Source organism: Klebsiella pasteurii (genome assembly GCF_018139045.1).
Lineage (GTDB): Bacteria > Pseudomonadota > Gammaproteobacteria > Enterobacterales > Enterobacteriaceae > Klebsiella > Klebsiella grimontii.
On sequence record NZ_CP073236.1, the window covers coordinates 5368493 to 5393079 of the forward strand.

The following is a 24587-nucleotide window of genomic DNA, read 5'->3' on the forward strand; positions in this document are numbered from 1 at the left end:
ACCACAAACCCACTGCTGTGTTTCTATTATGGTCATGCTATGGTACATACATTCATAAATGTATGTAAACGTAACCTCTATAAACTCATCGACCTATGGCACGAAAAACCAAACAACAGGCGCTTGAGACCCGGCAACATATTCTGGATGTTGCTCTGCGTTTGTTTTCGCAGCAAGGGGTATCATCCACCTCGCTGGCCGCAATTGCAAAAGAGGCCGGTGTGACGAGGGGCGCTATCTATTGGCATTTCAAAAATAAATCAGATTTATTTAATGAAATATGGGTACTTTCAGAAGCCAACATCAACGATCTCGAAGTTGAGTATCGGGCAAAATTCCCCAACGATCCACTGTCAGTTGTCAGAGAGATCTTAGTGTATATCCTTGAAGCAACTGTGACAGAGGAACGCCGCCGCCTGATGATGGAAATCATCTTCCATAAATGTGAATTCGTCGGTGAGATGGTCACGTTGCAGGAAGCACAGCGAAGTTTATGCCTTGATAGCTACGATCGTATCGAACAAACATTAAAAGAGTGCATTGCGGCGAAGATGCTGCCCGCGAATTTATTGACCCGCCGGGCGGCGATTTTAATGCGCAGCTACCTTTCTGGCCTGATGGAAAACTGGCTGCTGGCGCCCAACGCCTTCGATCTGCGAAAAGAAGCGCGGGCTTATGTCGAAACGCTGCTTGAAATGTATCAATTTTGTCCCTCCCTACGCGGTTGTGAAGAACGGGAAGCTTAAGTCTCCTTGCGGGCATCAGGAACATTTTTCCTGCTGTCCGCCGCTATTCGCGCGATAACAGAAGTGCTATTCTTCGCGCTGCGACGATCCCCGGTATTCTCCGGCTTTTGCAATCACTCATGTTAACACTATGCTGCATACTATCCGTTGGCGAAACGCCATATCCGTTGTTGTTCTTACCCTGATGTTTTTTATCGGCTGTATTAGCGTTAACCCGGCGCTGGCGGCTGATTTACCTGAACGTTCTGAGGTCCAAAGCCAGCTTACGACGCTGAGTAAGCAAAAGGATCTGACCCCGCAGGACAAGCTGGTTCAGCAGGACCTGACCCAGACCCTGGAAACCCTCGATAAAATCGAACGCATTAAGACGGAGACGACGCAACTGCGTCAGCAGGTGACTCAGGCGCCAGCGAAAATGAATCAGGCTATCGATAGCCTCAACGCGCTAAGCGATGTACCCGATGATGAGGCGACGCGTAAAACGCTGAGCACGTTATCGTTACGTCAGCTGGAAGCGCGCGTCTCCCAGACGCTGGACGATTTGCAAAACGCGCAGAACGACCTGGCAACCTACAACAGCCAGCTCGTTTCTCTACAGACGCAGCCGGAACGCGTGCAGAATGCGATGTATTCCGCTTCGCAGCAGCTGCAGCAGATCCGTAATCGTCTGAATGGCACCTCGACGGGCGAGGAGACGCTGCGTCCTACCCAGCAGAATTTACTGCTGGCGCAGCAGGCTCTGCTGAATGCGCAGATAGACCAGCAGCGCAAAAGCCTGGAAGGCAACACGGTGCTGCAGGATACCCTGCAAAAGCAGCGTGATTACGTCACCGCCTACAGTAATCGCCTGGAACACCAGCTGCAGCTATTGCAGGAAGCGGTGAATAGCAAGCGCTTGACGCTGACGGAAAAGACGGCGCAGGAAGCCGTGTCCCCTGACGAAACGGCGCGTATTCAGGCCAACCCGCTGGTGAAGCAGGAGCTGGATATTAACCACCAGCTTAGCGAAAGGCTTATTTCAGCGACGGAAAATGGTAATCAGCTGGTTCAGCGCAATATCAAAGTGAAGACCTGGCTCGATCGCGCTTTGCAATCCGAGCGTGACATAAAAGAGCAGATCTCCGTGCTGAAAGGCAGCCTGCTGCTGTCGCGTATCCTTTATCAGCAGCAGCAAACGCTGCCCTCTGCGGAGGAGCTGAGCGATATGACGAACCGCATCGCTGACCTGCGCCTCGAGCAGTTTGAGGTTAACCAGCAGCGCGATGCGTTGTTCCAGAGCGATGCGTACGTCGCGAAGTTGGAGGAGGGGCATAGTAGCGAGGTGAATTCCGAGGTGCATGACGCGCTTCTCGAGATCGTTGATATGCGCCGTGAACTGCTCGATCAGTTTAACAAACAGCTGGGTAACCAGCTGATGATGGCGATTAACCTGCAGATCAACCAGCAGCAGTTAATGAGCGTGTCGACCAACCTGAAAGCCATTCTGACGCAGCAGATTTTTTGGGTAAACAGCAACCGTCCGATGGACTGGGAATGGGTTAAATCCTTCCCGGAAGCGCTGAAAGGGCAGTTTAAGGCGATGAAAATCACCGTAAACTGGGAAAAGGCCTGGCCTGCGGTATTTATCGCTTTCCTTGCCGGGCTGCCGCTGCTGTTGATCGCTGGGCTTATTCGCTGGCGTCTGCAGTGGCTTAAAGCGTATCAGGCGAAGCTGGCTTCACAGGTGGGGCAACTGCGCAATGATACTCAGCTCCACACGCCGAAAGCGATTCTTATCGATCTGATCCGCGCGCTGCCGGTGGTGCTGCTGATTCTGGCCATTGGTCTGATTCTGCTGACGATGCAGCTGAATATCAGCGATTTGCTGTGGGCCTACAGCAAGAAGCTGGCGCTGTTCTGGCTGGTGTTTGGCCTGTGCTGGAAGGTGCTGGAAAAAGACGGTGTGGCGGTGAGCCACTTTAATATGCCGTCGCAGTTGACCAGCCACTGGCGGCGGCAGATTGTCCGCGTAAGCCTTGCCCTGTTGCCGCTGAATTTCTGGTCCGTGATGTCGGAGCTGTCGCCGCTTCATCTGATGGATGACGTGCTCGGGCAGTTTGTGATTTTCCTCAACCTGCTGTTGATCGCGGTGCTTGTCCTGCCGATGTGCCGCGAGAGCTGGCGCGATAAAGAATCCCACAGCCTGCGCCTTATTACGGTCACCGTGCTATCGATTGTTCCTATCGCCCTGATGGTGCTGACGGCAACCGGCTACTTCTACACCACGCTGCGTCTTGCCGGCCGCTGGATTGAAACCGTTTATCTGGTGATGCTGTGGAACCTGCTCTATCAGACCGTTCTGCGCGGCCTGAGCGTGGCCGCCCGGCGTATTGCCTGGCGCCGTGCGCTGGCGCGCCGTCAGCATCTGGTTAAAGAGGGCGCTGAAGGGGCCGAACCCCAGGAAGAACCGACCATTGCCCTGGAGCAGGTTAACCAGCAAACGCTGCGTATTACGATGCTGGTGATGATTGCGCTGTTTGCCGTGCTTTTCTGGGCGATTTGGTCCGATCTGATCACCGTCTTCGCCTATCTCGACAGTATTACGCTGTGGCATTACAACGGTACGGAAGCCGGCGTCAGCGCCGTGAAAAGCGTCACCATGGGCAGCCTGCTGTTCGCGATTGTCGCGTCGATAGTCGCCTGGGCGTTAATTCGCAACCTGCCGGGCCTACTGGAAGTGCTGGTGCTATCGAGACTCAATATGCGCCAGGGGGCGTCGTATGCGATTACGACCATCCTTAATTACGCCATTATTGTTATTGGCGCGATGACGGTATTTGGCTCGTTGGGCGTCTCGTGGGACAAACTTCAGTGGCTGGCAGCCGCCCTGTCGGTTGGTTTAGGGTTTGGCCTACAGGAGATCTTCGGTAACTTTGTTTCCGGTTTGATTATTCTCTTTGAGCGCCCGGTGCGTATTGGCGATACGGTGACCATAGGCACCTTCTCCGGTACCGTCAGCAAAATCCGTATTCGCGCCACGACCATTACCGATTTTGACCGTAAAGAGGTCATTATCCCGAATAAGGCCTTCGTGACGGAACGCTTGATCAACTGGTCGCTATCCGACACCGTCACCCGCGTGGTCATCCGCCTTGGCGTGGCCTATGGTTCCGACCTGGATAAGGTTAAAGAAGTGCTGCTCCAGGCCGCGCATGAGCATCCGAAAGTCATGCAAGAGCCCGCGCCAGCGGTCTTCTTTACCACCTTCGGCGCCAGTACGCTCGATCATGAACTGCGCCTGTACGTGCGTGAACTTCGCGATCGCAGCTACGCGGTGGATGAGCTTAACCGCGCTATCGATCGTTTGTGTCGCGAGAACAATATTGATATTGCCTTTAACCAGCTTGAAGTTCATCTGCGCAATGAGAAAGGCGATGAAGTCACTGAGGTGAAGCGTGATAAAGGCGGCGATGCCTCGCCGACGATGGGCTAAGCATAATGGGGCGGCGGGGATGCCGCCCCGCAGGTTTTAATGGCTGAGCGAGGAGAGTTCTTCCTGATTCTGGCCGGTCAGCTCCATCACCATCTTTGGATCCAGCCCGCTGGCGAGCATTTTCAGGGCAATGCTGCGCGAGTTTTCTTTACGCCCCTCCAGCCTTCCTTCTTTTCTACCTTTTTTACGACCTTTCTCTTCCAGCCATTCGGCAATCGTCACCATGAGCTCCTTGTGCCTGGGCGACTGCTTCGCCAGTTCGCGAATGAGTGGCCTGGGTTTTTCCGTGGATCCCGCCTGCAGCATATAGCGGATTAAGGTATTGATCTGATTTTCCGTCAGATATCCTTGCGCCAGTAGCGTAATCAGCATGGGTTGCAGTTCGGCCAGATCGCGCTGGCGGATATGCTTTTGCAACAGTTCCAGCATCGCCTTACGCTGGTGGCGGAGGATGTGATTATCTGGCATAACGGTCAGGTCCACCAGCGGAAAATCGCCGCCGTACAGCGCGCCGGCAAGCTCAGGATGGTCAAAAAGTTGGTGCTAGCTGCGCGTATGTGGCCAGGGGCTGACGGAGCCGTGATAAAACAGGATTGGGACCACCAGCGGCAGCGTCTCGTGGCCGGCGTCAAGGTGGCGCTGCATGGCCGCCAGCGTATAGCGCATCAGGCGAAAAGCCATCAGCTTATCCGGCGAGCTTTGGTGTTCAATCAGCGCGTAGATATACCCAGCCCCGTGCCTCGTTTGCAGGGAATAGAGAATGTCGGAGTAGCTGGATCGCAGGTCCTCTTCGATAAAGCTGCCGGACGCCAGCTGCAGCGTATTGAGATCGCAGATACTTAAAAACGGCGCGGGAAGGTAAAGCTGTAAAAAGTCGCGAGCGACCTCTTTCTGGGTCAGCATTTGACGGAAAATGGCATCGTGCGGCGTACGTGAGAATCTTTCCATGAGCATCTATCCGTTGTGGTAAAGGGCAGGCGATGACTCTGCCACCCCTACCGATCCGCCAACAGACTACTCAGGCGCGTTTTGCGAGGCTTCTTCCGCACTTTTTACTTTGTTTTCATAGTCACGACGGATAATTTCCAGCGCGGCTAGTACGGTTTGCGCAGGGACTTTATTTTCCTCAAGCAGCATAATTAAATCGACCGCGAGCTTGATCTCGTCAGGCGCATTTTCCAGCGACATACTTCTACCTCCAGTTAGCGTGTTAAGCGGGCCAGCCTGTTTTCAATTTTTTCCAGCGCATCGCGACAGCGGGCGAGGCGCCCGGTATAGGCTTCAACTTCCTTTGCCAGCCGTTGCTGGTCATCAAGGCTGATGGCTTGCGCCAGCCGTCTCTGGCGATCGTTGCGCATGGCCAGCAGGCGCCGTTCATACTCCTGATGCTGTATCCGTCGCCGCTGCCAGCGGCCAAGCGTTGGCGACGCGCTATCCCAGGCACGTAATGACCAGGTCGCCGTTTCCCGGCTAATTGCGGCGATTTGGGCCACAAGCTGTTCCGCCAGCCAGGCAACCTGCGCCAGCTGCTGGTGCTCGACCGCTTGTTTTAATTCCGTAAAGCGACTTCTGGCTTCATCAAGATAAGCCTGCATCTGCGTGCTGCGGGTTCGGAACAACTGGCGATCGAAACGCGGGCTGAGGGTCGCGTGATTCGCCATCGGCGCTACCTGAGCGGCCAGTTCCGCAAGCTGATTTTCCAGCGAATGTAAAAGCCGGGTGGTTTTCAAATAACTCCTCCATCCCCTGATAAGCAACTGTGCTACATTAACGTTATCTTCTTGATAACGATTCGCATTATGCCACGTATTATTTTGATCATCATTGGCTGGCTGTCGGTGGCGTTGGGAACGCTGGGCGTTTTTTTACCGCTACTGCCGACGACGCCGTTTATCCTGCTTGCCGCCTGGTGTTTCGCCCGCTCGTCGCCGCGCTTTCACCACTGGCTATTGTACCGCTCATGGTTTGGCGGCTACCTGCGCCACTGGCAGCAATACCGTGCCATGCCGCCAGGCGCTAAGCCGCGGGCGGTGGTGATGATTTTACTGACCTTTGCTATTTCTCTATGGCTGGTTAATCTTACCTGGGTGCGCATCTTTCTGCTGATCGTTCTGGCCTGTCTGCTGATATTTATGTGGCGCATTCCGGTGGTTGATGCAAAGCAACAAAAGCACTGATGCGCAATAATGATGGTTGCAATTGTCGCTGACAGCCAGTAAATTCTGGCGTTTTCGAGCGCGGGTAAGCCTGGTCAAAGGTTAAACAAAAGTTTCCTTGGCCCATTTTGCATGTCCGCGAGTAATACCGTTTTAATCAGGCATAAACTTATGACCGCAACAGCACAGCAGCTTGAATATCTGAAGAACAGCATCCAAAGCATCCAGGACTACCCGAAACCTGGCATCCTTTTCCGTGATGTCACCAGCTTGCTGGAAGACCCAAAGGCCTATGCGCTCAGCATTGAACTGCTGGCCGAGCGTTATAAAGACGCGGGTATTACCAAAGTGGTGGGCACCGAGGCGCGCGGCTTTTTGTTTGGCGCACCGGTTGCGCTGGCGCTGGGTGTAGGCTTTGTTCCGGTACGCAAGCCGCGTAAGTTGCCGCGTGAAACCATCGCGGAAAGCTACGAGCTGGAGTACGGCACCGATCAGCTGGAAATCCATGTTGATGCCATTAAAGCAGGCGATAAGGTGCTGGTGGTTGACGATCTGCTGGCGACCGGCGGCACCATCGACGCCACCGTGAAGCTCATCCGTCGTCTGGGCGGTGAAGTGCATGACGCGGCCTTTATTATCAATCTGTTCGATCTGGGCGGCGAGCAGCGCCTGGAAAAACTGGGAATCAACTGCTATAGCCTGGTCCCTTTCCCGGGCCACTAAGCATTTCCCGCCACATAGCCTCGCTGATTGAGCGGGGCTGTGATAGCATGACCCCTCGTGATTTCACCTTCCAGCGTTTCAGAGCCAGCCCATGAGTTATCAGGTCTTAGCCCGTAAATGGCGCCCACAAACCTTTGCTGACGTCGTCGGCCAGGAACATGTGCTGACCGCACTGGCGAACGGCTTGTCGTTAGGGCGCATTCATCACGCATATCTTTTTTCCGGCACCCGCGGCGTGGGTAAAACCTCTATCGCGCGTCTGTTGGCAAAAGGATTAAACTGCGAAACCGGCATCACCGCCACGCCTTGCGGCGTCTGCGATAACTGCCGTGAAATAGAACAGGGGCGCTTTGTCGATCTGATCGAGATCGATGCCGCCTCGCGTACCAAAGTCGAAGATACCCGCGATCTGCTGGATAACGTTCAGTACGCGCCGGCCCGCGGCCGCTTCAAGGTCTATCTGATCGATGAAGTCCATATGCTTTCGCGCCACAGCTTCAACGCGTTGTTAAAAACGCTGGAGGAGCCGCCGGCGCACGTTAAATTCCTGCTGGCGACGACCGATCCGCAGAAGCTGCCCGTGACCATTCTTTCCCGCTGCCTGCAGTTTCATCTCAAGGCGCTGGACGTCGAACAGATTCGCCATCAGCTGGAGCATATTCTCGGCGCCGAGCAGATCGCGTTTGAACCGCGCGCGCTGCAGCTGCTGTCGCGCGCAGCGGACGGTAGCCTGCGCGATGCGTTAAGCCTGACCGATCAGGCCATTGCCAGCGGCGATGGTCGTCTGACGGCAGAATCCGTCAGCGCCATGCTCGGCACCCTTGACGACGATCAGGCGTTATCGCTGATTGAGGCGCTGGTGGCTGCCGACGGCGAGCGGGTTATGGCCGGTGTGAATGAGGCTGCCGCCCGCGGCGTAGAGTGGGAGGCCTTGCTGGTGGAGATGCAGAGCCTGTTGCACCGTATTGCGATGGTTCAGCTCTCGCCGTCGGCGCTGGGAACGGATATGGCCGCGATTGAGCTGCGCATGCGCGAGCTGGCGCGGACGGTGCCGCCAACCGATGTTCAGCTGTACTATCAAACGCTACTGATTGGCCGCAAAGAGCTCCCGTACGCCCCGGACAGACGAATGGGGGTTGAGATGACGCTTCTGCGTGCGCTGGCTTTCCATCCGCGTATGCCGTTACCGGAACCGGAGGCGCCGCCGGTGCCGGCCATTCAGGCCGCACCCGTCCAGCAGGCCGTTCCAGAATCCGCGCCGCCGCCGCCGAATTTGCCGCAGACCACTAGCCAGGTGCTGGCGGCCCGCAGCCAGCTGCAGCGTAGCCAGGGAGCGCCCACCCCAAAAAAGAGTGAACCGGCAGCCGCTTCTCGCGCGCGGCCGGTGAATAACGCTGCGCTGGAACGACTGAGTTCGATTACCGAGCGCGTACAGGCGCGTCCGGCTGCGGCTGCGCTGGAAAAAGCCCCGGCGAAAAAAGAAGCCTATCGCTGGAAATCAACGACGGTTGTTGAAACCGTAAAAGAAGAAGTGGCGACGCCAAAGGCGCTGAAAAAAGCGCTGGAGCATGAAAAAACGCCGGAACTGGCGGCGAAACTGGCAGTCGAAGCGGTCGAGCGCGATAGCTGGGCGGCGGAAGTCAGCCAGCTCGCGGTGCCAAAACTGGTGGAGCAGGTGGCCCTTAACGCCTGGAAAGAGCAGGAGGACAATCGCGTCTGCCTGCATCTGCGTCCGAGCCAGCGTCACCTGAATTCGGCGGGTGCGCAGCAAAAGCTGGCGGAAGCGCTCGGCATTTTGTACGGTACGCCGGTTGAATTGACCATCGTGGAAGATGATAATCCCGCGATGCGAACGCCGCTTGAGTGGCGGCAGGCAATTTATGAAGAAAAGCTCGCGCAGGCGCGTGAAGCGATTATTGCGGATAATAACATTCAGACCCTGCGTCGATTCTTCGATGCGGACCTGGATGAAGAGAGTATTCGCCCCATTTGATTGCAAGTCTGACTTGCGGTCAGCATCCTTAACGATGACTTACTGAGAGAGAAGCCTATGTTTGGTGGAAAAGGCGGTCTGGGTAACCTGATGAAGCAGGCCCAGCAGATGCAAGAAAAAATGCAGCAGATGCAGGAAGAAGTGGCCCGTCTGGAAGTGACCGGTGAGTCCGGCGCTGGGCTGGTAAAAGTCACCATCAACGGCGCGCACAACTGCCGTCGCGTTGAGATCGACCCGAGCCTGCTGGAAGACGACAAAGACATGCTGGAAGATCTGGTGGCCGCCGCGTTTAACGACGCCGCCCGCCGCATCGAAGAAACGCAGAAAGAAAAAATGGCGTCCGTGTCCGCCGGTATGCAGCTGCCGCCAGGCTTTAAGATGCCGTTCTGATGCAGACCAGTCCGCTGTTAACGCAGCTTATGGAAGCACTGCGCTGCCTGCCGGGCGTCGGCCCGAAGTCGGCGCAGCGCATGGCGTTTACCCTGCTGCAGCGTGACCGCAGCGGCGGGATGCGCCTGGCGCAGGCGCTAACGCGCGCGATGTCGGAAATCGGCCACTGCGCCGATTGCCGCACCTTCACCGAGCAGGAGGTGTGCAATATTTGCAGCAACCCTCGGCGCAAGGAAAACGGCCAGATTTGCGTGGTAGAGAGCCCAGCGGATATCTACGCTATCGAGCAGACCGGGCAGTTTTCCGGTCGCTACTTTGTGCTGATGGGCCACCTGTCGCCGCTTGACGGGATTGGGCCGGATGACATTGGGCTCGATCGTCTGGAACAGCGTCTGCGTGACGAATCGATGCAGGAAGTGATCCTTGCGACCAACCCAACGGTGGAAGGAGAGGCGACGGCGAATTATATCGCCGAGCTCTGCGCGCAGTATGGCGTAGACGCGAGCCGTATCGCCCATGGCGTTCCGGTTGGCGGCGAGCTGGAAATGGTTGACGGCACGACGCTGTCCCACTCTCTAGCCGGGCGGCATAAGATTCGTTTTTAATCAAACGGAGGCGCTTTTCGGGGCCTCCGCTTGAAAACCTCTCCCTCTGTCCCCATCTCACCCTCAACGGTTTTTTTACCATTAACAATGGCATTGTTGAGGTTGATTTAGATGAAAGGACAAGAAACTCGTGGTTTTCAGTCAGAGGTCAAACAGCTTCTGCACCTGATGATCCATTCTCTTTACTCCAATAAAGAAATTTTCCTGCGTGAGCTGATTTCCAACGCCTCCGATGCGGCCGACAAGCTGCGCTTCCGCGCGCTGTCCCAGCCGGATCTGTACGAAGGCGACGGCGAACTGCGCGTGCGTGTTTCATTTGATAAAGACAACCGCACCCTGACCATCGCCGATAACGGTATTGGTATGAACCGCGATGAAGTCATCGACCATCTCGGCACCATCGCGAAGTCCGGCACCAAGGCGTTCCTTGAGTCCATGGGCTCTGACCAGGCGAAAGATAGCCAGCTGATTGGTCAGTTCGGCGTAGGTTTCTACTCGGCGTTTATTGTCGCCGATAAAGTCACCGTCCGTACCCGCGCGGCGGGCGACAGCGCCGAAAACGGCGTATTCTGGGAATCCGCTGGCGAAGGCGAATATACCGTTGCCGACATTAACAAAGCCGATCGCGGTACCGAGATCACGCTGCACCTGCGCGAAGGCGAGGATGATTTCCTCAACGACTGGCGCGTGCGTTCGATCATCAGTAAATACTCCGATCATATCGCGCTGCCGGTAGAAATTGAAAAACGCGAAGAAGTGGACGGCGAAACCGTGATCTCCTGGGAGAAAATTAACAAAGCCCAGGCGCTGTGGACGCGCAATAAGTCGGAAATCAAAGACGACGAGTACAACGAGTTCTACAAGCATATTGCCCACGATTACAGCGATCCGCTGACCTGGAGCCACAACCGCGTTGAAGGTAAGCAGGAGTACACCAGCCTGCTGTATATCCCGTCGCAGGCGCCGTGGGATATGTGGAATCGCGATCATAAACACGGCCTGAAGCTGTACGTGCAGCGCGTCTTCATCATGGATGACGCCGAGCAGTTTATGCCCAACTATCTGCGCTTCGTTCGCGGCCTGGTCGACTCCAACGATCTGCCGCTGAACGTGTCGCGTGAAATTCTCCAGGACAGCAGCGTCACCCGCAATCTACGCACCGCGCTGAGCAAGCGCGCCCTGCAGATGCTGGAAAAACTGGCGAAAGACGACGCGGAAAAATATCAGACCTTCTGGCAGCAGTTTGGCCTCGTGCTGAAAGAAGGCCCAGCGGAAGATCAGGCTAACCAGCAGGCCATCGCCAAACTGCTGCGCTTCGCCAGTACCTATACCGACTCCGCCGCGCAGACCGTGTCGCTGGAAGAGTACGTCTCCCGCATGAAAGAAGGGCAGGAGAAGATTTACTACATTACCGCCGACAGCTACGCCGCTGCGAAGAGCAGCCCGCATCTGGAACTGCTGCGTAAGAAAGGCATTGAAGTGCTGCTGCTTTCCGATCGCATCGACGAGTGGATGATGAGCTATCTGACCGAGTTCGACGGCAAACCGTTCCAGTCGGTGGCGAAAGCCGATGAGTCGCTGGATAAGCTGACGGACGAAGTGGATGAAACCACTAAAGAAGCCGAGAAGGCGCTGGAGCCGTTCGTTGAGCGTGCCAAAACCCTGCTCGGCGACCGGGTGAAAGAGGTTCGTCTGACCCATCGTCTGACCGATACGCCGGCCATCGTCACCACCGACGCGGATGAAATGAGCACCCAGATGGCGAAACTGTTTGCCGCTGCGGGCCAGGCCGCGCCGGAAGTGAAGTACATCTTTGAGCTGAACCCGCTGCATCCGCTGGTAAAACGCGCGGCGGATACTCAGGACGATACGCAGTTCGGCGAGTGGGTTGAGCTGCTTCTCGATCAGGCGCTGCTGGCCGAGCGCGGTACGCTGGAAGATCCGAACCAGTTTATCCGCCGTATGAACCAGCTGCTGGCGTCGTAATCTTTACCCTCACCCTCACTCTCTCCCGGCAGGAGAGGGCCGGGGTGAGGGTATCAAACCGCACGCTACGTAAAATATCTCACCATTAACCGTTTCAGCCGCCCCGCCTTCCTTGAGCCATCCGCGTTCTGGTGGTATGGTTTAGCGTTTTTTGAAAAATTGAATCAACTTTTGAGGGGATTTTCGTAATGCGTATTATTCTGCTTGGCGCTCCGGGCGCGGGTAAAGGAACTCAGGCTCAGTTCATCATGGAGAAATACGGTATTCCGCAAATCTCCACCGGCGACATGCTGCGTGCCGCGGTGAAGTCAGGCTCCGAGCTGGGCAAACAGGCGAAAGATATTATGGACGCCGGTAAGCTGGTCACCGACGAACTGGTTATCGCCCTGGTTAAAGAGCGTATTACTCAGGAAGATTGCCGCAATGGTTTCCTGCTGGACGGCTTCCCGCGCACCATTCCGCAGGCTGACGCCATGAAAGAAGCGGGCATCACCGTGGATTACGTGCTGGAATTCGACGTTCCTGACGAACTGATCGTTGACCGCATTATCGGCCGTCGCGTTCACGCAGCTTCCGGCCGCGTTTATCACATTAAATTTAATCCGCCGAAAGTTGAAGGCAAAGACGACGTGACCGGCGAAGAGCTGACCACCCGTAAAGACGATCAGGAAGAGACCGTGCGTAAGCGTCTGGTTGAATACCATCAGATGACGGCGCCGCTGATCGGCTACTATCAGAAAGAAGCAGAAGCGGGCAACACCCAATACGCGAAAGTCGATGGCACCAAAGCGGTGGCCGACGTTCGCGCTGAACTGGAAAAAATCCTCGGTTAATTCCGTTAGTTCTCATCCCGTCGCGGCGGGGTGAGAACTCCTCTCATTTTACCTTTTTCTATGATTGGTTCCGTTTAGCGCCATTTCAGCTACAATTGTCAGCGATTCAAATGGTTAAGAGGCGGTAATGCATCAGACGAAAACAGGTATCTTATTAGCCAATTTAGGCACTCCCGATGCGCCCACGCCCGACGCGGTAAAGCGCTATCTACGGCAGTTTCTTAGCGATCGGCGCGTGGTGGATACCTCCCGCCTACTGTGGTGGCCGCTGCTGCGCGGCGTGATACTGCCCCTGCGCGCGCCCCGGGTCGCTAAGCTCTATCAGTCCATCTGGATGGAAGACGGCTCGCCGCTGATGGTCTATAGCCAGCAGCAGCGGCAGGCGCTGGCTGCGCGGCTTCCGGATACGCCGGTGGCGCTGGGAATGAGCTACGGTTCGCCGTCGCTGGAGAGCGCGGTTGATGAGTTGCTGGAGCAGGGGGTGGATCACATCGTGGTGCTACCGCTTTATCCGCAATACTCCTGCTCCACCGTGGCGGCGGTGTGGGATGAGCTGGGACGTATCCTTGCCAAAAAACGCGCGATCCCCGGAATTTCTTTTATTCGCGACTACGCCGATGACGTGGACTATATTCACGCGCTGGCCGCCAGCGTGCGCGCGTCCTTTGCGGTGCACGGCGAGCCGGATTTACTGCTGCTCTCCTATCATGGCATCCCGCAGCGGTATGCCCAGCAAGGGGACACCTATCCTCAGCGCTGTCGCGATACCACCCGTGAGCTGGTTTCAGCCCTGGGGCTGCCGCCTGACCGGGTGATGATGACGTTCCAGTCGCGCTTTGGTCGAGAGCCCTGGCTGACGCCCTACACCGACGAAACGCTGAAAATGCTCGGTGAGAAAGGGGTGAAGCATATTCAGGTTATCTGCCCCGGCTTTTCCGCCGATTGCCTGGAGACGCTGGAGGAGATCGCGGTGCAGAACCGGGAAATCTTCCTCGAAGCCGGCGGCCAGCAATATGAGTACATTCCGGCGCTTAATGCGGACACCGCGCATATTGAAATGATGGTCAACCTGACGGCGAAATATCGCTGATCGCGCGTGCGGCGGGGAGTATGCTACTATTCCCCGCTTGTTCACTGTCAATAAATCGCCACTATGAAATTTCCCGGTAAACGCAAATCCAAACACTATTTTCCCGTCAACGCTCGCGATCCGCTGCTGCAGCAAATTCAGCCGGACAATGAGTCTAACGTCGCCTGGGTGGTTGGTATCGATCAAACCCTGGTCGATATCGAAGCGAAAGTGGATGAGGCGTTTATCGTACGCTACGGCCTGAGCGCCGGGCATTCGCTGGTGATTGAAGATGATGTCGCCGAAGCGCTGTATCAGGAACTGGTTCGCAACGACCTGATTACCCACCAGTTCGCCGGCGGCACCATCGGTAACACTATGCACAACTACTCGGTGCTGGCGGATGACCGTTCGGTTCTGCTTGGCGTCATGTGCAGCAATATTGAAATCGGCGGCTACGCTTACCGCTACCTGTGCAACACCTCCAGCCGTACCGATCTGAACTATCTGCAAGGGGTGGATGGGGCGATTGGGCGCTGCTTTACGCTGATTAGCGACTCCGGCGAGCGCACCTTTGCGATCAGCCCCGGGCATATGAACAAGCTCCGTCCGGAAAGCATTCCGGAAAGCGTGATCGCCGGCGCTTCCGCGCTGGTGCTGACCTCCTATCTCGTACGCTGTAAGCCGGGCGAGCCGATGCCGGACGCGACGATGCAGGCCATCGCATATGCGAAAAAGCACGATGTACCGGTGGTTCTGACGCTGGGCACCAAATACGTCGTCGCCGATAACCCGGCGTGGTGGCAGACGTTCCTTAAAGAGCACGTTTCCATTCTGGCGATGAATGAAGAGGAGGCGGAGGCGCTGACCGGGCTGTCCGACCCGCTGCTGGCTTCCGACAAGGCGCTGGAATGGGTTGACCTGGTGCTGTGCACCGCCGGGCCTGCTGGGCTGTATATGGCCAGCTTTACTGAGGATGAGGCTAAGCGCAAAACGCAGCATCCGTTGCTGCCGGGTGCGATTGCCGAGTTTAACCAGTATGAATTCAGCCGTGCGATGCGCCATCAGGATTGCGAAAATCCGCTGCGTATTTATTCGCATATCGCACCCTATATGGGCGGGCCGGAGAAGATCATGAATACCAACGGCGCGGGAGACGGCGCGCTGGCGGCGCTGCTGCACGATATTACCGCCAATAACTATCATCGCAACAACGTGCCGAACTCCAGCAAGCACAAGTGCAAGTGGCTGACCTATTCCTCGCTGGCACAGGTGTGTAAATACGCTAACCGCGTGAGCTATCAGGTGCTGAACCAGCATTCGCCGCGCCTGACCCGTGGCCTGCCGGAGCGTGAAGACAGCCTGGAAGAAGCTTACTGGGATCGTTAAGAGCCCGGATAAAGCTGGCCCCGGTCAACCGGGGCCGAAACATTAACCGGTAATAAGCTCGCCGGCTGGCGGCGTTTCAAGCAGCTGCAGCATGGCGCGGGCGATTTCCCGTTCGCCCATCACCACCTGGTTAGCGCCGCGTTCGACGATATATTCCACCTCATCGTCGTAATGCGCGCGCGCGATGATCTCGATATTCGGGCATTTTTCTCGCGCGGAAGCGACGATTTCACCGGCCTCATAGCCGTTAGGAATGGTCAGCAGCAGCCAGCGGGCGCAGTCCAGATGCGCCAGATTCATAATCTCTTCATTGGCGGCGTTGCCTAATACCGCGCGAATACCGCGTGCGCGCAGTTCGTCTACGCGAGTCCGCGATGTTTCAATCACCACCAGCGGAACGCCCTGCGCCATCAGTTTTTCACCGAGCAGGCTCCCGACGCGGCCGAAACCGACCAGCAGCGCATGGTTACAGATATCGACGGGGATCTGTTTCTCTTCTTCAAGCACTTCTTCGAGAGTCTGTTCATCCAGCGTCTCGGTTTTATCGAGGTATTTTTCCAGTAGGGTAAACAGGACCGGGTTGAGCATGATGGAGATAATGGCGCCGGCAAGCACCAGGTTCTGCCCGGCCTGCGGCAGCAGATCCAGCGCCATTCCCAGACCGGCAAGAATAAAGGCGAATTCACCGATTTGCGCCAGACTGGCGGCAATGGTCAGGGCAGTGCGCGGCGAGTGGCCGAACATCCGCACCAGGAAGAAGGCGGCAGCCGATTTACCGAAAATGATGATAGCCAGCGTCGCCAGTACTGCCAGCGGCTGCTCGAGCAGAATCATTGGGTCAAACAGCATTCCCACGGAGACAAAGAACAGCACGGCGAAGGCGTCGCGTAGCGGCAGCGTATCGTGGGCCGCGCGATGGCTGAGTTCGGATTCATTGAGCACCATACCGGCGAAAAAGGCGCCGAGGGCGAAGGAGACGTCAAATAGCTCAACGGCGCCGAAAGCGATACCGAGCGCTAACGCCAGTACCGATAGGGTAAACAGCTCGCGCGAACCGGTTGCCGCGCTGCGCGACATAATCCACGGCACCAGGCGGCGGCCCACCAGCATCATAATCGCGATAAAGGCGACGACTTTGCCGATGGTAATACCCATATCAAGGGCCAGGGAAGCCAGACCCACGTCGCCTTTCTCCGTCATGCCTGCGACCGCTGGCAGCAGCACCAGCGTCAGCACCATCACCAGATCTTCAACAATCAACCAGCCGATGGCGATTTGCCCCCGCTGGCTATCAATAAGCTGTCGTTCTTCCAGCGCGCGCAGCAGCACCACGGTACTGGCGGTAGAAAGACACAAACCAAAGACGATGCCGGTCATTAACGACCAGCCCAGCATGGCAGAGAGCGCCATACCCAACAGCGTCGCCACGGCTATCTGGGCGATAGCGCCCGGGATGGCGATGGCCTTAACCGCCATCAAATCTTTTAAGGAGAAATGCAGACCCACGCCGAACATCAGCAGGATCACGCCAAGCTCGGCCAATTCCGGCGCCAGCTTGGTATCAGCAACAAAACCCGGGGTAAAAGGTCCGGCCAGCACGCCCGCTAATAAATATCCCACCAGAGGAGAAATACGTAGCTTATTGGCAATCATGCCGAGAATAAAGGCGAGCACAAGGCCGCCGACAATGGTGGTGATTAGCGGTGTTGCGTGGTGCATTCCGTCTCCTTGCAGTGGTGAGCTGATCCATTTTCGGCACAAAAACCAAAAAATCGAATAATAGTTTATGACACTTTTAGCGGTTTTGTTTATGAATAATCGTTGAATTTTGCAGAAAAATGCAATTGACGTGCTAAAAAGCACGGAGCGCAAAATGGCATCAGCTTATGCGGGGTAATGCTGGTGGAGTAAGGGATTGTGGCAGCCAAAGTTACACTTTGGCTGCCGAAAAATCAGGACTTTTGATGGTTGTTAGGTAGAAATATCGTCAGGATGCCGATAAGAGGCAGGAAAGCACAGATTTTATAGACCAGTTCGATACTGGTATGGTCAGCTAAAAGCCCCAGCACCGCGGCTCCAAGGCCGCCCATGCCAAAGGCGAAACCGAAAAACAAACCAGAAACCATGCCGATCCGCCCCGGGAGGAGCTCCTGGGCATAGACCAGAATAGCGGAAAAGGCCGATGCGAGGATAAAACCAATAATCACCGTCAAAATGCCGGTCCATTCCAGCGATGCATAGGGTAAAACAAGGGTAAATGGCGCTACGCCAAGGATAGAGCCCCAAATAACATATTTACGCCCAATCTTGTCGCCAACAGGCCCGCCAATCACCGTTCCTGCTGCGACGGCAAATAGAAAGGCAAACAGGTGGAACTGGGCATTTTGTACCGATAATCCGAATTTTTGCATCAAATAAAAGGTGTAATAGCTGCTGATGCTCGCCATATAGAAATATTTCGAGAAAATCAGCATTAACAGGATGCTAACCGCCAGAATGACTTTATTTTTCGGCAGCGGATTAACAATGGCCGCTTTCGGTTTACCTTTGTTCAGACGGTGCTGAGCGGCATACCAGCGGCTGATCTGCGCCAGCACGACAATCGCCAGCAGCGCCGCCAGGACAAACCAGCCAACGTTCCCTTTGCCGTAGGGGGCGATAATCAGCGCCGCAAGCAGCGGCCCCAACGAGCTGCCGAAATTGCCGCCGACCTGGAATATCGACTGCGCCAGGCCATGGCGCCCGCCGGAGGCCATGCGCGCCACGCGAGAAGACTCCGGATGAAAGACCGACGATCCGGTCCCGACCAGCGCTGCAGCGAGCAGAACCATGCCAAAGCTTCCCGAGATTGCCAGCAGCACCAGACCGCTCAGGGTAAAGCACATGCCAATCGGCAGCGACCACGGCATCGGATGTTTGTCGGTCAGGTAGCCGACAACAGGCTGTAGTAGCGATGAGGCCAGCTGGAAAGTGAGGGTGATCATCCCAATCTGCACAAAGGTTAGTGAGAACTCGGCCTGGAGCAGCGGGTAGATAGCCAGAATAAGCGATTGGATCATATCGTTCAGCAAATGCGAGAGGCTGATAGCCCCGAGAATGCGAAACGAGGTGCGTGCTTTTTGCGGCGCAGCAGCAGGGCCGGATAAGGGTTGTGCGGTCTGATTCATTGCCATAGGTTCGCTTAAGTGTTTTTTATAGAGGATGCAGGTGGAATTATTATCTGCCTAACATACCTGCCGCTAAGGTTTGAAGGAAGTCGCAATTCTGAAAACATATTTGTCTAATCCGCTAACTCGCTATACTTTCGGCACTTGTTACTTTGTCAGGGAGAGAAATATGCACCTTATTAAGCGAGGCGTCGCGCTGGCGCTATTCACCGCGGTATCGCTGGGGAGCCTGTCTGCGCAGGCTTATGAGCAGGATAAAACCTATAAAATTACCATCCTGCATACGAACGATCATCATGGCCACTTCTGGCGCAGCGACTATGGCGAATACGGGCTGTCAGCACAAAAAACGCTGGTGGACGGCATTCGCAAAGAGGTGGCGGCCGAGGGCGGCAGCGTGCTGTTGTTATCCGGCGGTGATATCAACACTGGCGTGCCGGAATCCGACTTGCAGGACGCGGAACCCGATTTTCGCGGGATGAACCTGATTGGCTATGATGCGATGGCAGTCGGTAATCACGAGTTTGATAATCCCCTTAGCGTACTGCGTCAGCAAGAAAAATGGGCGAAGTTCCCGTTCCTCTCCGCCAATATTTACCAGAAAAGCACCGGTGAACGTTTGTTCAAGCCGTGGGCGCTGTTCAAGCGCGGCGGACTGAATATTGCGGTTATCGGCCTGACGACCGACGATACGGCTAAGATTGGCAATCCCGAGTTCTTTACCGATATCGAGTTCCGTAAGCCGGCGGAAGAGGCCAAACTGGTTATCCAGGAACTGCAGCAGAACGAAAAACCGGATGTGATTCTGGCCACTACCCATATGGGACATTATGACAACGGCGCCCACGGCTCTAATGCGCCTGGCGACGTTGAGATGGCGCGCAGCCTGCCGACGGGGGCGCTGGCGATGATCGTTGGCGGTCACTCGCAGGATCCGGTATGCATGGCGTCGGAGAATAAAAAGCAGGTGGATTATGTCCCGGGCAGTCCGTGCGCGCCGGACAAGCAGAACGGTATCTGGATCGTGCAGGCACATGAATGGGGTAAATATGTAGGCCGCGCCGACTTTGAATTCCGCAACGGTGAAATGAAGCTGGTGCACTATCAGCTGATCCCGGTCAACCTGAAGAAAAAGGTCACTTACGACAACGGCGAGAGCGAGCGCGTGCTTTATACGCCGCAAATCGCCGAAAGCCCGCAGATGCTCTCTCTGCTAACGCCGTACCAGAATAAAGGCAAAGCGCAGCTGCAGGTGAAAATCGGTAGCGTGAACGCGCATCTGGAGGGCGATCGCAGCAAAGTGCGTTTTGTGCAAACCAATATGGGACGTCTACTGCTGGCGGCGCAGATGGCGCGGAGCAATGCTGATTTCGCGGTGATGAGCGGCGGCGGGATACGTGACTCGATTGAAGCGGGCGATATCACCTATAAAGACGTGATGAAGGTACAACCTTTCGGCAACGTGCTGGTGTATGTCGATATGAGCGGTAAGGAAGTGACGGAGTATCTGACCGCAGTGGCGCAGATGAAGCCCGACTCCGGCGCCTATCCGCAGTTTGCCAACGTCGGTTTTGTGGCCAAAGACGGCAAGCTTAACAATTTGACCATCAAAGGCGAACCGGTGGATCCGGCGAAGACTTACCGTATGGCGACCCTGAGCTTTAACGCCACCGGCGGCGACGGCTACCCGCATATCGATACCAGGCCCGGCTATGTGAATACCGGCTTTATCGATGCCGAAGTGCTGAAAGAGTATATCCAGAAAAACTCACCGCTGGACGCGGCGGCCTATGAGCCGAAAGGCGAGGTGAGCTGGCAGTAACGTCCGAGCGACTCCCCGGTGGCGCTGCGCTCACCGGGGCTTCAGGTCTAAGCGGTTTTGGATTTGGTAGCCCGGACAAGGCGCGTCAGCGCCGCCTCCGGGAGTGTCCTCTGACGAAAAACCGTCAATTAATCGCGCCGCGCGATATCGGCGAATTTCGCTGCAAGGATCTTCGCCAGATCGCTGGCTGCCAGTTCAATATCCAGGCCACGTTTGCCGCCGGAAATAAAAATGGTGGCGAACGCCTGGGCCGGCGCATCTATCACCGTCGGCAGACGTTTTTTCTGCCCGAGCGGGCTGATACCGCCCACCAGATAACCGGTGACCCGCTGTGCGACCATCGGGTCTGCCATATCGACTTTCTTAGCGCCTAAAGCCTTCGCCACCTTTTTCAAATCCAGTTGACCCGCTACTGGCGTAACCGCGACGGCCAAATGCTTCATGTCGCCGTTAACGGCGACCAGCAGCGTTTTATAGACCTGCTCGGCGTTGAGCCCCAGCTTACGCACCACCTCATCGCCAAAATTGGTTTCGTGCGGATCGTGATCGTAGCTGTGGATCTGAAAAGTTATTTTGTTTTTTTCGAGTAATTTTACGGCGGGAGTCATCGTTATCCTTCTTACCAACCGATTTAACGTGGCATAAGCATACGCCCGACGGCTGTCTAAAAAATAGTATCATCTTGCGCAATAGTGTTGGCAGTGATGGTCACTTTGAGCGACAATCAGACGATCCGGGGCGCGAACCCCGGAATAATAATAATGATGAAATTCCTCTTTGACGGGCCAATAGCAATATTGGCCATTTTTTTACGTCAGCATATCCGGCAGATTCCCTTCCCCGTATAAATGTAGCGCCCCGACGGCAACCACGTAGCGCCCAGGCGGCAGCGCCAGCAGCGTTTCGCGCCAGGCGAGGTTGCGCTGGTGCATCAGCACATCATATAGCGACTGGCTAAAGGTGGTTGGCAGCGAGGTTGCGCCCGTTGACGGCGGCTGCTCCAGCCACCAGCCGATCATCACCTGTAGCAGACGCGCATTCGTGCGCCAGTGGGTGAGGGTATCCTCCAGCAGCGCCAGGCCGCCGTCGGGCAGATCCCGCAGCAGCGCTATCTGGCTATCGGCCCCCTCCAGCTCCATCACGCGGATATGGCTCTCGCGCGCCGCCATCAATAGCTGATAATCAATGCCGTAATCCGCCCTGAGCCCCAGTTTTTGCGCCTGAGTCGCCTGCAATACCATCGCCACCTGCCACAGCGGCTGGCTGTCGAACAGCGCGATGGACAGCCCCATTTCTCCCGCACGATCTTGCAGTTCAGCAAGCTGGGATGGGCTCAGGCGTTCCGCCAGCGGCGGACAGGAGGGGAGGTTGCTGAATGGCGTTTCGCTGCCGCTAATATCCGCTTCCACAATCAGCGCATCGGCCTGGCGGATCTTTTTTAACAGCCGGGCGGGCGGCGGCGACATGTCGCGGGTGCCCATATGAATACTGCCGACCAGGTGCAGATAGCGCTCGCCGGGCAGGGTGATATCCAGCGCGGGCCAGGAATAAGACGAGCCGACGGCGGCTTGCCACAGCATTTTTATTCGGTTTAACAGGCCCATACGTGCTCCATGAAGTGAAGGCTTCATGCTAGCGCGTATGGGATACAACATCTACTCTTTCGGCTTAAAGCGCAGCAGACGGTTGGCGTTGCTCACGACGGTAATTGAAGAGAGCGCCATGGCCGCGCCCGCCACCACCGGGTTGAGCAGCGTTCCGGTCAGCGGCCACAGGATCCCGGCGGCAATCGGAATGCCCAGCGAGTTATAAATAAATGCCCCCAGCAGGTTCTGCTTCATATTACGCAGCGTGGCTTTGGCGATGTCCAGCGCATCGGCGACGCCGTTCAGGCTATGGCGCATCAGGGTGATAGCTGCCGTCTCAATGGCGACATCGCTGCCGCCGCCCATAGCGATGCCCACATCGGCCTGCGCCAGCGCGGGCGCATCGTTGATACCGTCGCCGATCATCGCTACCTGGTGCCCCTGGCTTTGCAGGCGCTTAATCGCATCGGCTTTACCGTCCGGCAGCACCCCGGCAATCACCTCATCAATGCCCGCCTCTTTGGCGATAGCGTTGGCGGTGGTGGGGTTATCTCCAGTCAGCATCACCAGCCGATAGCCCTGGCGGTGCAGCCTGGCTAATGCCGCCACGCTATCTTCGCGCAGCGGATCGCGGATGGCGAACAGCGCCGCCGCCTGACCATCCACCGCCAGCAGTACCGGCGTCGCACCCTGTGACGCCTGGGCGGTCATGTCGTCTTCTATTTCAGCCGTTGCAATCTTGTGCTCAGTCAGCAGCGCCTGGTTGCCGAGCAGAAGACGGCGGCCTTCGGCTTCGCCGCTAACGCCCAGCCCGCGCAGCGTGCGGAAATTATCTACCGCAGGCAGGCGTTGGTCTGCGGCTTTGTCGAGGATGGCGCGCGCCAGCGGGTGGCTGGAACCTTGCTCCAGAGAGGCCGCCAGACGCAGAGCGGCGGATTCATCCATAGCGGTAAAGGTTTTTATCGCCACCACCTGCGGTTTACCCTCGGTGAGGGTACCGGTTTTATCGAAGACCAGCGTATCGAGGGTGCTGGCGCGCTGTAGCGCATCGGCGTCGCGTACCAGTACGCCGTATTCCGCCGCGCGACCCACGCCGGAGATAATCGACATCGGCGTCGCCAGCCCCAGGGCGCACGGACAGGCGATAATCAGCACCGTGGTGGCGATCACCAGGGTATAGACAATTTGCGGCGCCGGGCCAAAAAAGTACCAGATCGCGGCGCTGAACAGGGCTATCGCCACGACCGCCGGGACGAACACGGCAGAGATTTTGTCCGCCAATTGGCCGATTTCCGGTTTACTGCTTTGCGCCTGGCGCACCATGCGGATAATGCGCGCCAGCGTGGTTTGACTGCCGACGGCGCTGGCGGTAAACAGTACGCTGCCGTCCTGCACCACGGTCCCGGCATGAACGGCGTCACCGTCGCCTTTTTGCTGCGGTACCGGCTCGCCGGTGAGCATCGCTTCGTCGAACCAGGCTTCGCCCTGGCTAATGACGCCATCGACCGGTACGCGATCGCCGGTGGTCAGGCGCAGGGTCATTCCCGCCTGAACCTCCGCCAGCGGCAGATCTTTTTCGCCTTCGTCGGTGACCACCCGCGCTGACGGCGGGGTTAAATCGAGTAGTTTTTCCAGCGCTTTCGAAGAGCGCTGACGCGCGCGGGCTTCCAGCATATGGCCGAGGTTAATCAGACCGATAATCATCGCGCTGGCTTCATAATAGAGGTGGCGCGCTTCCATCGGAAACCACTGCGGCCACAGGTTGACGCTCATTGAATAGAGCCAGGCGACGCCGGTACCCAGCGCCACCAGCGTATCCATCGTCGCGGTGCCGTTTTTCAGGCTTTTCCACGCGCTGCGGTAGAAATGGCCGCCGGCAAAGACCATCACCGCCAGCGTGACAACCCCGATAGCCAGCCACAGGGAGCGGTTATCATCGCTGACCATCATGTTGTCGCCGATCATCCCCCAACCCATCACCGGGATACCGACCAGCAGGGCGACGATAGCCTGCCAGCGGAAGCGCTTCATGGTGGCGACGGCGGTTTCCTGCTGGCGCTCGCGGCGTTCGAGGTCATCTTCGATGGCTTCCGCGCCATAGCCCGCTTTCTCTACGGCCTGAACTAATTCTGCGGCGGACGCGCTGCCCATCACCAGCGCAGTGCGTTCCGCCAGGTTAACCCGCGCCTGTGAGACGCCCGGCACCGCGGCGAGCGCGTTTTGAACCCGGGATACGCAGCTGGCGCAGCTCATGCCGTTGATCAACAGCTGCTGGCTGTCATCTTCGTCACGGGCTGCCGGAAGCTCAGAGGTGGCCGCTGTCAGTGCTTCCGGCGGGATTGATGATTCTGCCAGCGGTTTAGCCTTTGGGTGGCTGAGCTCCGCGCCGTATCCGGCCTGTTTAATGGTCTCAATCAGCGCTTCCGCGCTGGCACTGCCCGTCACGTGAGCTTCGGTAACGGTCACTTCCGCCTGCTCAACGTCGGGACGTTGTTCCAGGCTCTCTTTTACCCGTTTAACGCAGTGGCCGCAGGAGAGGCCATCCAGCGCAAGGTCGATAGTGTTAGACATAAATAACTCCTGAATAATTTCCGGTTAATGATTGACCGAACACACTCTTTCATCGAGTATTAGCAAGGTTAAACCTTCC

At 56.6% G+C, this 24587-nt stretch carries 19 protein-coding genes, 1 pseudogene and 1 other annotated feature; of the genes and pseudogenes, 12 read left to right on the plus strand and 8 right to left on the minus strand.

Annotation, left to right across the window (positions count from 1 at the left end):
• The first annotated feature begins 95 nt into the window (after positions 1-95).
• Together acrR and mscK are read left to right on the plus strand one after the other, a co-directional pair.
• Positions 96-746 carry a multidrug efflux transporter transcriptional repressor AcrR gene (gene acrR / locus KCG39_RS25115; protein WP_004129917.1) on the plus strand — a complete coding sequence of 217 codons (651 nt, stop codon included), beginning with the start codon at positions 96-98 and terminating at the stop codon, positions 744-746.
• 130 nt (positions 747-876) lie between these two features.
• Positions 877-4218, plus strand: a complete 3342-nt coding sequence (gene mscK, locus KCG39_RS25120; RefSeq protein WP_142467852.1) for a mechanosensitive channel MscK — start codon at positions 877-879, stop codon at positions 4216-4218.
• A 36-nt stretch (positions 4219-4254) separates the two neighbouring features.
• Here the strand turns inward: mscK and KCG39_RS25125 are convergent.
• From KCG39_RS25125 to priC, 3 genes and pseudogenes are all read right to left on the minus strand, one after another.
• Positions 4255-5166, minus strand: a pseudogene (locus KCG39_RS25125) (Rpn family recombination-promoting nuclease/putative transposase).
• Between the two features lie 66 nt (positions 5167-5232).
• Complete coding sequence (gene rsmS / locus KCG39_RS25130) at positions 5233-5406, minus strand: pleiotropic regulatory protein RsmS (RefSeq protein ID WP_004129925.1); 174 nt, start codon at positions 5404-5406, stop codon at positions 5233-5235.
• Between the two features lie 14 nt (positions 5407-5420).
• Positions 5421-5948 carry a primosomal replication protein N'' gene (gene priC / locus KCG39_RS25135; RefSeq protein ID WP_142446251.1) on the minus strand — a complete coding sequence of 176 codons (528 nt, stop codon included), beginning with the start codon at positions 5946-5948 and terminating at the stop codon, positions 5421-5423.
• A gap of 69 nt (positions 5949-6017) precedes the next feature.
• Between priC and KCG39_RS25140 the strand changes: the two genes are divergently transcribed.
• The 9 genes from KCG39_RS25140 to KCG39_RS25180 all read left to right on the plus strand — a co-directional run bounded on the left by KCG39_RS25140 (position 6018) and on the right by KCG39_RS25180 (position 15362).
• Positions 6018-6395 (plus strand): DUF454 family protein, encoded by a 378-nt coding sequence (locus tag KCG39_RS25140; protein WP_004129932.1) that lies wholly within the window; start codon positions 6018-6020, stop codon positions 6393-6395.
• A 150-nt stretch (positions 6396-6545) separates the two neighbouring features.
• Entirely contained in the window at positions 6546-7097 is a 552-nt protein-coding gene (gene apt, locus KCG39_RS25145) for an adenine phosphoribosyltransferase (RefSeq protein ID WP_004129935.1), read from the plus strand.
• Positions 7098-7188: 91 nt separating this feature from the next.
• Positions 7189-9090, plus strand: coding sequence for a DNA polymerase III subunit gamma/tau (dnaX, locus tag KCG39_RS25150; protein ID WP_123828388.1), 1902 nt, complete (start codon positions 7189-7191; stop codon positions 9088-9090).
• Positions 8423-8487 (plus strand) — a sequence feature (DnaX frameshifting element). It overlaps the preceding gene by 65 nt.
• Positions 9091-9147: 57 nt before the next feature.
• Positions 9148-9480, plus strand: coding sequence for a YbaB/EbfC family nucleoid-associated protein (locus tag KCG39_RS25155; RefSeq protein WP_004129943.1), 333 nt, complete (start codon positions 9148-9150; stop codon positions 9478-9480).
• Entirely contained in the window at positions 9480-10085 is a 606-nt protein-coding gene (gene recR, locus KCG39_RS25160) for a recombination mediator RecR (protein ID WP_004129946.1), read from the plus strand. The genes KCG39_RS25155 and recR overlap by 1 nt, the downstream gene beginning before the upstream one ends.
• Positions 10086-10196: 111 nt before the next feature.
• Positions 10197-12071 (plus strand): molecular chaperone HtpG, encoded by a 1875-nt coding sequence (gene htpG, locus KCG39_RS25165; protein WP_004129949.1) that lies wholly within the window; start codon positions 10197-10199, stop codon positions 12069-12071.
• 188 nt (positions 12072-12259) lie between these two features.
• Positions 12260-12904: an adenylate kinase gene (adk, locus tag KCG39_RS25170; protein WP_004129951.1), complete on the plus strand. Its 645-nt coding sequence runs from the start codon at positions 12260-12262 to the stop codon at positions 12902-12904.
• A gap of 127 nt (positions 12905-13031) precedes the next feature.
• Positions 13032-13994, plus strand: coding sequence for a ferrochelatase (gene hemH, locus KCG39_RS25175; RefSeq protein ID WP_004129953.1), 963 nt, complete (start codon positions 13032-13034; stop codon positions 13992-13994).
• Between the two features lie 63 nt (positions 13995-14057).
• Positions 14058-15362, plus strand: coding sequence for an inosine/guanosine kinase (locus tag KCG39_RS25180; RefSeq protein ID WP_004129955.1), 1305 nt, complete (start codon positions 14058-14060; stop codon positions 15360-15362).
• A 42-nt stretch (positions 15363-15404) separates the two neighbouring features.
• Here KCG39_RS25180 and ybaL read toward each other — a convergent pair whose 3' ends face one another.
• Positions 15405-17081, minus strand: a complete 1677-nt coding sequence (gene ybaL, locus KCG39_RS25185; RefSeq protein WP_004129956.1) for a YbaL family putative K(+) efflux transporter — start codon at positions 17079-17081, stop codon at positions 15405-15407.
• A gap of 233 nt (positions 17082-17314) precedes the next feature.
• Positions 17315-18535 (minus strand): MFS transporter, encoded by a 1221-nt coding sequence (locus KCG39_RS25190; protein ID WP_004129958.1) that lies wholly within the window; start codon positions 18533-18535, stop codon positions 17315-17317.
• Positions 18536-18698: 163 nt separating this feature from the next.
• Between KCG39_RS25190 and ushA the strand changes: the two genes are divergently transcribed.
• The gene (ushA, locus tag KCG39_RS25195; RefSeq protein ID WP_049115812.1) at positions 18699-20351 is read left to right on the plus strand and encodes a bifunctional UDP-sugar hydrolase/5'-nucleotidase UshA; all 1653 of its coding nucleotides are present in this window, start codon (positions 18699-18701) and stop codon (positions 20349-20351) included.
• 128 nt (positions 20352-20479) lie between these two features.
• Here the strand turns inward: ushA and ybaK are convergent, their stop codons facing one another.
• The 3 genes from ybaK to copA form a co-directional block, all read right to left on the minus strand.
• Positions 20480-20959 carry a Cys-tRNA(Pro)/Cys-tRNA(Cys) deacylase YbaK gene (gene ybaK, locus KCG39_RS25200; RefSeq protein ID WP_004129961.1) on the minus strand — a complete coding sequence of 160 codons (480 nt, stop codon included), beginning with the start codon at positions 20957-20959 and terminating at the stop codon, positions 20480-20482.
• A gap of 201 nt (positions 20960-21160) precedes the next feature.
• Positions 21161-21955 carry a TraB/GumN family protein gene (locus KCG39_RS25205; protein WP_004129964.1) on the minus strand — a complete coding sequence of 265 codons (795 nt, stop codon included), beginning with the start codon at positions 21953-21955 and terminating at the stop codon, positions 21161-21163.
• A 51-nt stretch (positions 21956-22006) separates the two neighbouring features.
• A complete protein-coding gene (copA, locus tag KCG39_RS25210; RefSeq protein ID WP_142467851.1) occupies positions 22007-24508 on the minus strand; it encodes a copper-exporting P-type ATPase CopA in 2502 nt (833 codons plus the stop codon).
• Positions 24509-24587 lie beyond the last annotated feature (79 nt).

Excerpts from the sequence above, each read along its gene's own strand:
- ushA (WP_049115812.1), top strand. The coding sequence starts at position 18,699 with ATGCACCTTATTAAGCGAGGCGTCGCGCTGGCGCTATTCACCGCGGTA.
- KCG39_RS25155 (WP_004129943.1), top strand. The coding sequence starts at position 9,148 with ATGTTTGGTGGAAAAGGCGGTCTGGGTAACCTGATGAAGCAGGCCCAG.
- KCG39_RS25205 (WP_004129964.1), bottom strand. The coding sequence starts at position 21,955 with ATGGGCCTGTTAAACCGAATAAAAATGCTGTGGCAAGCCGCCGTCGGC.
- KCG39_RS25140 (WP_004129932.1), top strand. The coding sequence starts at position 6,018 with ATGCCACGTATTATTTTGATCATCATTGGCTGGCTGTCGGTGGCGTTG.
- adk (WP_004129951.1), top strand. The coding sequence starts at position 12,260 with ATGCGTATTATTCTGCTTGGCGCTCCGGGCGCGGGTAAAGGAACTCAG.
- ybaK (WP_004129961.1), bottom strand. The coding sequence starts at position 20,959 with ATGACTCCCGCCGTAAAATTACTCGAAAAAAACAAAATAACTTTTCAG.
- ybaL (WP_004129956.1), bottom strand. The coding sequence starts at position 17,081 with ATGCACCACGCAACACCGCTAATCACCACCATTGTCGGCGGCCTTGTG.
- apt (WP_004129935.1), top strand. The coding sequence starts at position 6,546 with ATGACCGCAACAGCACAGCAGCTTGAATATCTGAAGAACAGCATCCAA.
- copA (WP_142467851.1), bottom strand. The coding sequence starts at position 24,508 with ATGTCTAACACTATCGACCTTGCGCTGGATGGCCTCTCCTGCGGCCAC.
- KCG39_RS25180 (WP_004129955.1), top strand. The coding sequence starts at position 14,058 with ATGAAATTTCCCGGTAAACGCAAATCCAAACACTATTTTCCCGTCAAC.
- hemH (WP_004129953.1), top strand. The coding sequence starts at position 13,032 with ATGCATCAGACGAAAACAGGTATCTTATTAGCCAATTTAGGCACTCCC.
- mscK (WP_142467852.1), top strand. The coding sequence starts at position 877 with ATGCTGCATACTATCCGTTGGCGAAACGCCATATCCGTTGTTGTTCTT.
- KCG39_RS25190 (WP_004129958.1), bottom strand. The coding sequence starts at position 18,535 with ATGGCAATGAATCAGACCGCACAACCCTTATCCGGCCCTGCTGCTGCG.
- htpG (WP_004129949.1), top strand. The coding sequence starts at position 10,197 with ATGAAAGGACAAGAAACTCGTGGTTTTCAGTCAGAGGTCAAACAGCTT.
- dnaX (WP_123828388.1), top strand. The coding sequence starts at position 7,189 with ATGAGTTATCAGGTCTTAGCCCGTAAATGGCGCCCACAAACCTTTGCT.
- recR (WP_004129946.1), top strand. The coding sequence starts at position 9,480 with ATGCAGACCAGTCCGCTGTTAACGCAGCTTATGGAAGCACTGCGCTGC.
- rsmS (WP_004129925.1), bottom strand. The coding sequence starts at position 5,406 with ATGTCGCTGGAAAATGCGCCTGACGAGATCAAGCTCGCGGTCGATTTA.
- acrR (WP_004129917.1), top strand. The coding sequence starts at position 96 with ATGGCACGAAAAACCAAACAACAGGCGCTTGAGACCCGGCAACATATT.